General features: G+C 67.8%; 7 protein-coding genes. All 7 read right to left on the bottom strand.

Annotation, left to right across the window (positions count from 1 at the left end):
- Nucleotides 1-366 precede the first annotated feature (366 nt).
- The 7 genes from lnt to ACFU4Z_RS17110 all read right to left on the bottom strand — a co-directional run bounded on the left by lnt (nt 367) and on the right by ACFU4Z_RS17110 (nt 7,037).
- Entirely contained in the window at nt 367-2,010 is a 1,644-nt protein-coding gene (lnt, locus tag ACFU4Z_RS17140; protein ID WP_379063903.1) for an apolipoprotein N-acyltransferase, read from the bottom strand.
- A 176-nt stretch (nt 2,011-2,186) separates the two neighbouring features.
- Complete coding sequence (locus ACFU4Z_RS17135) at nt 2,187-3,785, bottom strand: amidohydrolase (protein ID WP_379063901.1); 1,599 nt, start codon at nt 3,783-3,785, stop codon at nt 2,187-2,189.
- 28 nt (nt 3,786-3,813) lie between these two features.
- A complete protein-coding gene (locus tag ACFU4Z_RS17130; protein WP_379063899.1) occupies nt 3,814-4,065 on the bottom strand; it encodes a hypothetical protein in 252 nt (83 codons plus the stop codon).
- Between the two features lie 61 nt (nt 4,066-4,126).
- Nucleotides 4,127-4,429, bottom strand: coding sequence for a chorismate mutase (locus tag ACFU4Z_RS17125; RefSeq protein ID WP_379063897.1), 303 nt, complete (start codon nt 4,427-4,429; stop codon nt 4,127-4,129).
- A gap of 52 nt (nt 4,430-4,481) precedes the next feature.
- Complete coding sequence (locus tag ACFU4Z_RS17120; protein WP_379063895.1) at nt 4,482-4,961, bottom strand: FxsA family protein; 480 nt, start codon at nt 4,959-4,961, stop codon at nt 4,482-4,484.
- Nucleotides 4,962-5,051: 90 nt separating this feature from the next.
- Complete coding sequence (locus tag ACFU4Z_RS17115) at nt 5,052-5,711, bottom strand: response regulator transcription factor (protein ID WP_328400561.1); 660 nt, start codon at nt 5,709-5,711, stop codon at nt 5,052-5,054.
- Between the two features lie 150 nt (nt 5,712-5,861).
- Nucleotides 5,862-7,037 (bottom strand): sensor histidine kinase, encoded by a 1,176-nt coding sequence (locus tag ACFU4Z_RS17110; protein ID WP_379063892.1) that lies wholly within the window; start codon nt 7,035-7,037, stop codon nt 5,862-5,864.
- Nucleotides 7,038-7,215: the final 178 nt, after the last annotated feature.

Below are 7,215 nucleotides of genomic sequence, written 5' to 3'. Positions count from 1 at the left end.
GTAGGACGTGATCCACGCCCTATGATTCGGAGCATCACATCGACCGGATGGCCGACGTTTTGGATTTGTTTCACATCCAACGCCGTTGGCGGCAAGTCACTTTCGCCAGCTATCCTTCCGCAAACTAGACGGTTTTGGCGGAAATAGGCCGAAAATGGCGGGATATGGCGATAAACAGAGCAGTGAAACTCGGCCCTAGTTACAGGCTGGCGAATGGCACACAAGGCCATGGGGCGGGCATCCGCCAGTCACACCAGCCCCAAAAGATACCGGATGTTCGGTTATTTGACGTGTCATCGCTGCGTAGAGAAGATCAACCGCCGCGTGGAACCATCGGCGGCCGCGTGGATCGAACGTGCGCCAGGGTCAAGCGACCGGCTCATCGAGAGAAGCATCCGCACCGGTCGCTGCGCTACCGCGGGCATTGCGCCGCCGGGTAGCCGTGAACACCACGGCGGCAGCGGTCAGAATAACCGAGAGCAGTTCCGGCGCGGGCCCGATTCGGGTCGCAAATGTCATCGAGCTGCGCAGCGGCAGCTCGGCGACCAGCGCGGCGGGCACAAATTTGGCGGTCTCCTGCTGTACCGCACCGTCCGCACCGATGATCGCGCTGACCCCGGAAGTCGCGGCGACGACGAGTGCGCGGCCGTGCTCGACCGCGCGCACGCGCGACATGGCCAGCTGCTGGTAGGTCATCTCGCTGTCGCCGAAGGTCGCGTTGTTGGTCGGCACTGTCAGCAGTTGGGCGCCTGCCCGCATCGAATCACGGAAGGCTCGATCGAAGGCGACCTCATAGCAGGTCGCGACACCGATCTCGACGCCGTCGGCGCGCACCGCGCCATCACCGTGACCGGGCACGAAATATCCGGCTCGATCGGCGTATTCGGAGAACAGTCGGAAGAAGCTGCGCATCGGCAGGTATTCGCCGAACGGCTGGATGATCTTCTTGTCATGCCGCTCCCCCGGACCCGTCGCGCCGTTCCACACGATCACCGAATTGGTCGTCGTGCGGTCGGTGTTCACCAGCACTGCGCCGACCAGAATGGGCGCACCGATCTGCCGCGACGCCTCGGTGATCAGCGCGCCCGCGTCGGAGTTGCGCAATGGGTCGATGTCCGACGAGTTCTCGGGCCAGATCACGATGTCCGGCTTGCGCACCCGCCCCTGCGCGACTGCCCGAGCCAATTCCTCGGTGCGCCGGACATGGTTGTCCAGCACGGCACGCCGCTGCGCATTGAAGTCCAATCCGAGCCGCGGCACGCTGCCCTGGATCGCGGCGACCGTGATCATCCGGTCGCCATCCTCCGGGCCGGGCAGCGCGGACCGGAGAAGCGCTCCGGCGCACGGCATGCTGGCCAAAGTCACTGCGACAGCGATAATTCCGAGGCGAGCGGGCCGGTCACGGGTTACTTCGGCGTCCGCACGCGCGGCCGACCGCAATGGGAGAACAAGGGCCGCCGCAGCAGCACCGGTCAACGCCACCGCGAAGCCGATCAATGGAGCGCCGCCGAGCATCGCCAACGGCAGATACCAGCCATCGGCCTGACCGAATGCCACACGGCCCCACGGAAACCCACCGAAGGGAAAGCTGGATCGGACCCATTCTGTCGTCGTCCAGGCCAGCGCCACCCACAGCGGCCAGGCAGGCAACACGCACAGCAGGCGCGCCAGCAGCCCGAAGAGTCCGATGTACACCGCGCACACCGTCGAAAGCGCCAGCCACGGGAACGGGCCGACATAGATCCCGGTCCACGGCAGCAGTGGAATGAAAAACCCGAGGCCAGCGAGGAATCCATAGCCGAAACCGCCGCGCAGCCTGCCGTTGCCGCGCACCGTCAGCGTGAGCACCGCGATGCCGAGCGGTGCGAGGAACCACCACGGGCGCGGCGGGAAGCTGCCGAACAACAACACACCCGCGAGCACCGCCGACACCGACCGCCACCACACCGGATGCCGGCCGATCGCAGTTGTGAGCTGCCGCCACCGTGCAGCGCCCCACTCGCGATTCACCGGTGCCCGCCTGCCGCCACCACACCCGCCGGCCCGTCCACCGGGTCCCCGCTGGTCATCGACCACAAATCCGATCGCATCGACCCGCGGCCCGCTGCGTGCGTCACGGTCGCGCACTCCGCGATGCAGGCAGCGTGGCGGCATCGAGATCCGATGTCATTGCGATACCGCTGGTTTCACGCTTCATGGATCGTTACTCCGCGGTGCACGGTCCGCAGACAGGTCGGCAGTACCGCATGCAGTTCCAGCGGGGGCAGTCCGGGGACTCGGGAACGCGGGTCGGTGGACCAGCGCTGCACCGTGTCCGCGGCTGCGGCGACGACGAGTTCGTCGGCGTCCCACACCGCGTAGGAGGCGGGAGCGCCGGGAACCAGCGTGCCCGCGATGCCGTCGCGGACGCCGCCTGCTCGCCACGCTCCTCTGGTTGCGGCCGCGAACGCGGCGCGCGGCGAGAGGCCGTGACCGGAAGTACGGTGCTGGACTGCGGAGCGGACGGCCGACCAGGGGTCGAGAGCGGTGACCGGTGCGTCCGATCCGATCGCGAGCGCGATACCGGCAGCGGCCATCGCGGCGAAGGGATTCAAGGTGGCAGCGCGGTGGCCGCCGAGGCGGGCGGCGTACATTCCGTCCCGCCCACCCCAGGTCGCATCGAAAACGGGTTGCACGCTGGCGATTACACCCCAGGCGGCGAGTTTGCCGATCTGCTCGGCATCGATCATCTCCGCATGTTCGACGCGGTGCGCGCGCGCGGCGACGGCCGGTCCGCCCAGAGCTGTCACCACCCGGTCGAATCCGGCGACGACCGCGTCCATCGCGGCGTCGCCGATAACATGGAAGCCCGCCTGGATGCCTGCCTCGGTGCACGCCTGCACGTGTGCGGCAATCGCGTCGGCGTCGATGTAGCCGATGCCGGAGCCGCTGGAGTCGGCATACGGCTCGCGCAGCCAGGCGGTGTGCGAACCGAGCGAGCCGTCGACGAATAGATCGCCACCCAGTGCGTGCACACCGAGTTCGCCGACCAGAGCCCGCGCCTCGTCCGCGGTGCGCACCAGCTCACCCCAGTAAGCACGAACTTCCACACCGTGCTTGAACTCGAGCAGTTCGCGCACGTCGGTGCGACCAGCGATCTCCGGTCCCGCGCACTCGTGCACGGCGACGATGCCGTGGGCGGCCGCGGCATCCAGAGCCGCCCGGCGGGCCCGATCACGATGAGCCCGATCCAATCCCGCGAGCACCGTCGTGCGCACCAGGTGATGCGCGGTGGCGCGCAAGGGTTCACCCCGGGTGAATCCGGTCGCTCCGGTCACCTGGGGCACGGCGTTCAACAGCGCGGTGGACACCACCGCCGAATGCGCGTCGACCCGCGACAGATAGACCTGACGGCCGCCCCCCACCGCGGCGTCGATCTCCTCGATAGTCGGCGGCCTGCCCTCGGCCCAGCGCGTCTCGTCCCAGCCGTCACCGAGGATCGCCCCTTCAGGATGTGCTGTCGCGTACTCGCGCAGCAGTTCCAGGCAGTGGGCGAGCGAACGCGCGAGCGACAGGTCCAATCCCGTCAGCTTCAAGCCGAGCGCCGTCACATGCACGTGCGGATCGACAAACGCCGGTGCCACGAACGCACCGCCGAGGTCGATGATCTCCGCATCGGGATGCAGCGCCCGGCCCGGTTGCTCGGCGCCGAGCCACACCACGGTCCCATCGGTCACCGCCATCGCCGTCGCGTCGGGTGAACTGGAACTGTAGAAGCGACCGCCGATCAGCAACTGGGTACTCACGGGAGACCAGTCTGCCGTATGTGGTTCGTCAGCCTTTCAGCGCCGCTTGCGGTGACTCGTCGGGCGGCAAGGCCAACAGCGCCATGACTTCGGCATAAGCGGGCGGCGACACACCGTGCCCACTGCCGGAAGCGCGGCAACCCGCCGCCATGGCGATCAGCTCCAGCCGTAGCGCCGCGGCCGTGAATCCGGAAATAGATTGTCCCGCAGCCGCCGCCGCCTGTCGGACGGCTGCGGCCAGCTCCTGACTCACCGTCACGGTGAGCTGCTCGGTGACCATCTGGGCACGATAGCCCTTCGGACCGCCGTGGGGAAAGGCCTGTGCCCAGCGGTCGAAAGCACTATGTGCCGACCCGGTCGCGAATCGCGGCCTGCTCCGCCAGTTCGAGTTCGATGAAGGCGCCGATCATTGCCCGCCATACCGATTCGGCGACCGCGGGCGCCAACCCCGCCGCTGCGGCGCGCTCCCGCGCCAGAGCGACTACCTGCTCTACCCGGGCCGGTGCTCGCACCGCTTGCTCATCGGTCTTGTGTGTGGCGGCCATGCGCACCAGCTCCTGGCGGTCGGCCAGGAGCCGGACCAGGTCCGCGTCGATCGCGTCGATGCGGGAGCGGACCTGTGGGAGTGACACCGGATCGGACATAGCGCTGAACCCTAGGGCACGGCGCGCCCTTCGGCAGTCCGACCTCGACCGTTCAGTCCTCGATCGCGCGCCGAGTCGACGGCCGACCGTCGTCGGACCACTCGGAGACGACCACGCCGTCGACGACATTCTCACCGTCGATGACCACGCCGCGGTAGGGCATCGCGGCGGCCAGGCGGCTGATGCGCCGCGCGCCGAGGGCGGTCACCAACGGCCGAATCACGAAGCGGGTCGGCGGCAGGAGGAGAAGCAGGCCGATAACCGAGGTGACCAGGCCGGGGATGGAGATCAGGAAGGTGCCTGCGGCAACGAGTACGCCGTTGGCGACAGCGGCGCCGGGGGCGGCCTCACCACGGCCCACGCGGCCGAGCTGCTCGAACACGCGCCGGCCCTGGGACCGGATCAGCAGCACCCCCGCGGCAGATACCCCGATCAGCACAAGGATGGCGGGAAAGGTGCCGATCAGCTGGCTGAGACCGAAGAGCGCGGCGAACTCGACGACCAGATAGAGCACGAACAACACGGCAGGCATAGCGCCCCTTTCGGACGATCTCGTTCATTCCAACGCACCATGGGCCTGCTTTTCTCCCGAGTGAGCCTGATATCTCGCTGAGACTCCCGCTTACCCGCCCGGCCGAACCAGACCGGTCTCGTACGCCAGCACGACCGCCTGGACTCGATCGCGTAGACCGAGTTTCGTCAACACCCGGCCTACATGCGTCTTGACGGTCGCCTCCGAAAGATACAACTGCTCGGCGATCTCCGCGTTGGAGCGACCAGCGGCGATCTGCTCGAGCACCTCACGCTCCCTCGCGGTCAGCACGTCGAGGACGCCGGGGTCGCGCATCCCACCCGGATCGTCGGCAATGAGCCGATCCAGCAGCCGCTTGGTCACTTTGGGTGAGACCACCGCGTCCCCCGCCGCCACGCTCCGAATAGCGGAGATCAGATCCTCGGGTGGGGTGTCTTTGAGCAGGAAGCCGCTCGCCCCTGCCCGCAACGCCCCCAAGGCGTGCTCGTCGAGATCGAACGTCGTCATCACCAGCACTCGGCAGCCGTCACCCGCGTCGACGATCCGCCCGGTCGCGGTGACACCGTCGACGACGGGCATCCGCACGTCCATCAACACCACGTCCGGCCGCAGCTCCTTGGCTCGTGACACCGCCATGGCGCCGTTCTCGGCCTCTCCGATCACCTCGATGTCGGGATGCGCACCCAGCACCATCTTCAACCCCATGCGCATGAGTTCCTGGTCATCGACAACGAGAACGGTGATCGGCACCTGCCCAATCTATCGTCCCTGCGGGTCCGCCCCGCCGGTCCCGCTTCGCCCGCCTTCCGATCCCCCGCCGCCCTTTTTCATTCCCCGACCGGCAGTCTCGCCCGCCATATCACGAAAGCCGTTGCACTGCTGCATGATTCCTGCCCAGCCTCAGGTCTCATCGGAGATGTCGAGCGGAATGGTCGCGCACACGCGCCAGGCGCCGTCGGGAGCGCGGCCCGTTTCGAGGGTGCCGCCGAGGACGGCGATGCGTTCGCGCATTCCGGCCAGCCCCATTCCGCCACCCTTGATCGCGTTGCCGTTCGGGTCCTGGACCGGGATGCCGCCGGAGTCGGTGACCTCGATCAGGACGTCGGTCTCACGCCGCAGTACCCGGACCCAGGCTTTCGGGTGCGGGCCTGCGTGGCGCAGGGTGTTGGTCAGTGATTCCTGGACGATGCGGTGCACGCCGAGGCTGACCTCGGGCGAGATGGTGTCGAGTTCCCCGGTCAGCTCGAGTTCGACGGCGAGGCCGGTGCCGCGCATCATCTCGACGAGCTTGGCGATGCCCGCGGTCCCGTGCTGCGGCACCTGCTCGAGCGCTGGTTCGATACGCAGCAGCGCGACGGTGCGGCGGAGTTCGCGCAGTGCCTCGCGGCCGGTGCTTGCGATGGTGGTGAGGGCTTGTTCGGCGGCGTCGGGGTCGCGGCGCAGTGCATACCTCGCGCCGTCGGCCTGCACGATAATCACGCTCACCGCGTGCGCGACGACGTCGTGGAGTTCACGCGCGATACGGGTGCGTTCGAAGGACACCGCGTCGTGCGCACGCCGTTCCCGGTCGTAGTCGGCGACCGCGAGTCGCGCCGCGACCTCGGTGTCGTAGGCGTGCCGTGCGCCGATGAACTCCGCGAGTGTCCAGCACAGCAGGAAGAACATCGCAGTGAAGATGGCGTCACTGCCCGCGGGCTTGTGTAAGAGCAGAAAGGAAAAGCTGCTGTCCACCGCGAGTCCCGCGGCGAACCACAGACCCTCGCGGCGGCCGACATAGGCGACCAATGTGTACAGCATGATGCCGAGCCCGAACAGCGCGATGTGGTCGGCCTTGTCCTCGGCCAAATATCCGACGACCGTGGAGGTGATCGACAGCGCCAGCATCGCGGCCGCCATCGCCCGCGGATACAGCCGGCGGAAGGCCACCGGACCGGGCAGTAGCACTCCGATTCCGAGGTAGGCGAGCTTGTGATCGGAGTTGGCCACGCCGAGCACCTCGAGCAGCAACAACGCCATGGCCAGCGCCGAATCCGCGACAAGGGGCCTACCGCGAAGCCACAGACTGAATCGGCGCACGAACATCAGCCTATGTCGGGGTCGAACGCACTCGATGGGCCTGTCGGGAGATCCCGCGTGTCAGACGGCCGCGATCGGCTCGGCGCGCCGGTTCGACTTTCCCCGCATGTCCGGCCCGGCTCTCACAGACCGGCGCGCCCGCCGATCTCGTCGATGCGGCCGACCCCGGCTCGGGCAT

The organism is Nocardia sp. NPDC057440, assembly GCF_042802915.1.
Taxonomy (GTDB): domain Bacteria; phylum Actinomycetota; class Actinomycetes; order Mycobacteriales; family Mycobacteriaceae; genus Nocardia.
Note: the sequence above shows the minus strand (reverse complement) of the source record. Positions and strands in the feature narration are given on the sequence as shown.

What these genes read in the sequence shown, in the direction of transcription:
- ACFU4Z_RS17120 (WP_379063895.1), bottom strand. Translation starts at nt 4,961, where the DNA reads ATGCCTGCCGTGTTGTTCGTGCTCTATCTGGTCGTCGAGTTCGCCGCG.
- ACFU4Z_RS17125 (WP_379063897.1), bottom strand. Translation starts at nt 4,429, where the DNA reads ATGTCCGATCCGGTGTCACTCCCACAGGTCCGCTCCCGCATCGACGCG.
- ACFU4Z_RS17130 (WP_379063899.1), bottom strand. Translation starts at nt 4,065, where the DNA reads ATGGTCACCGAGCAGCTCACCGTGACGGTGAGTCAGGAGCTGGCCGCA.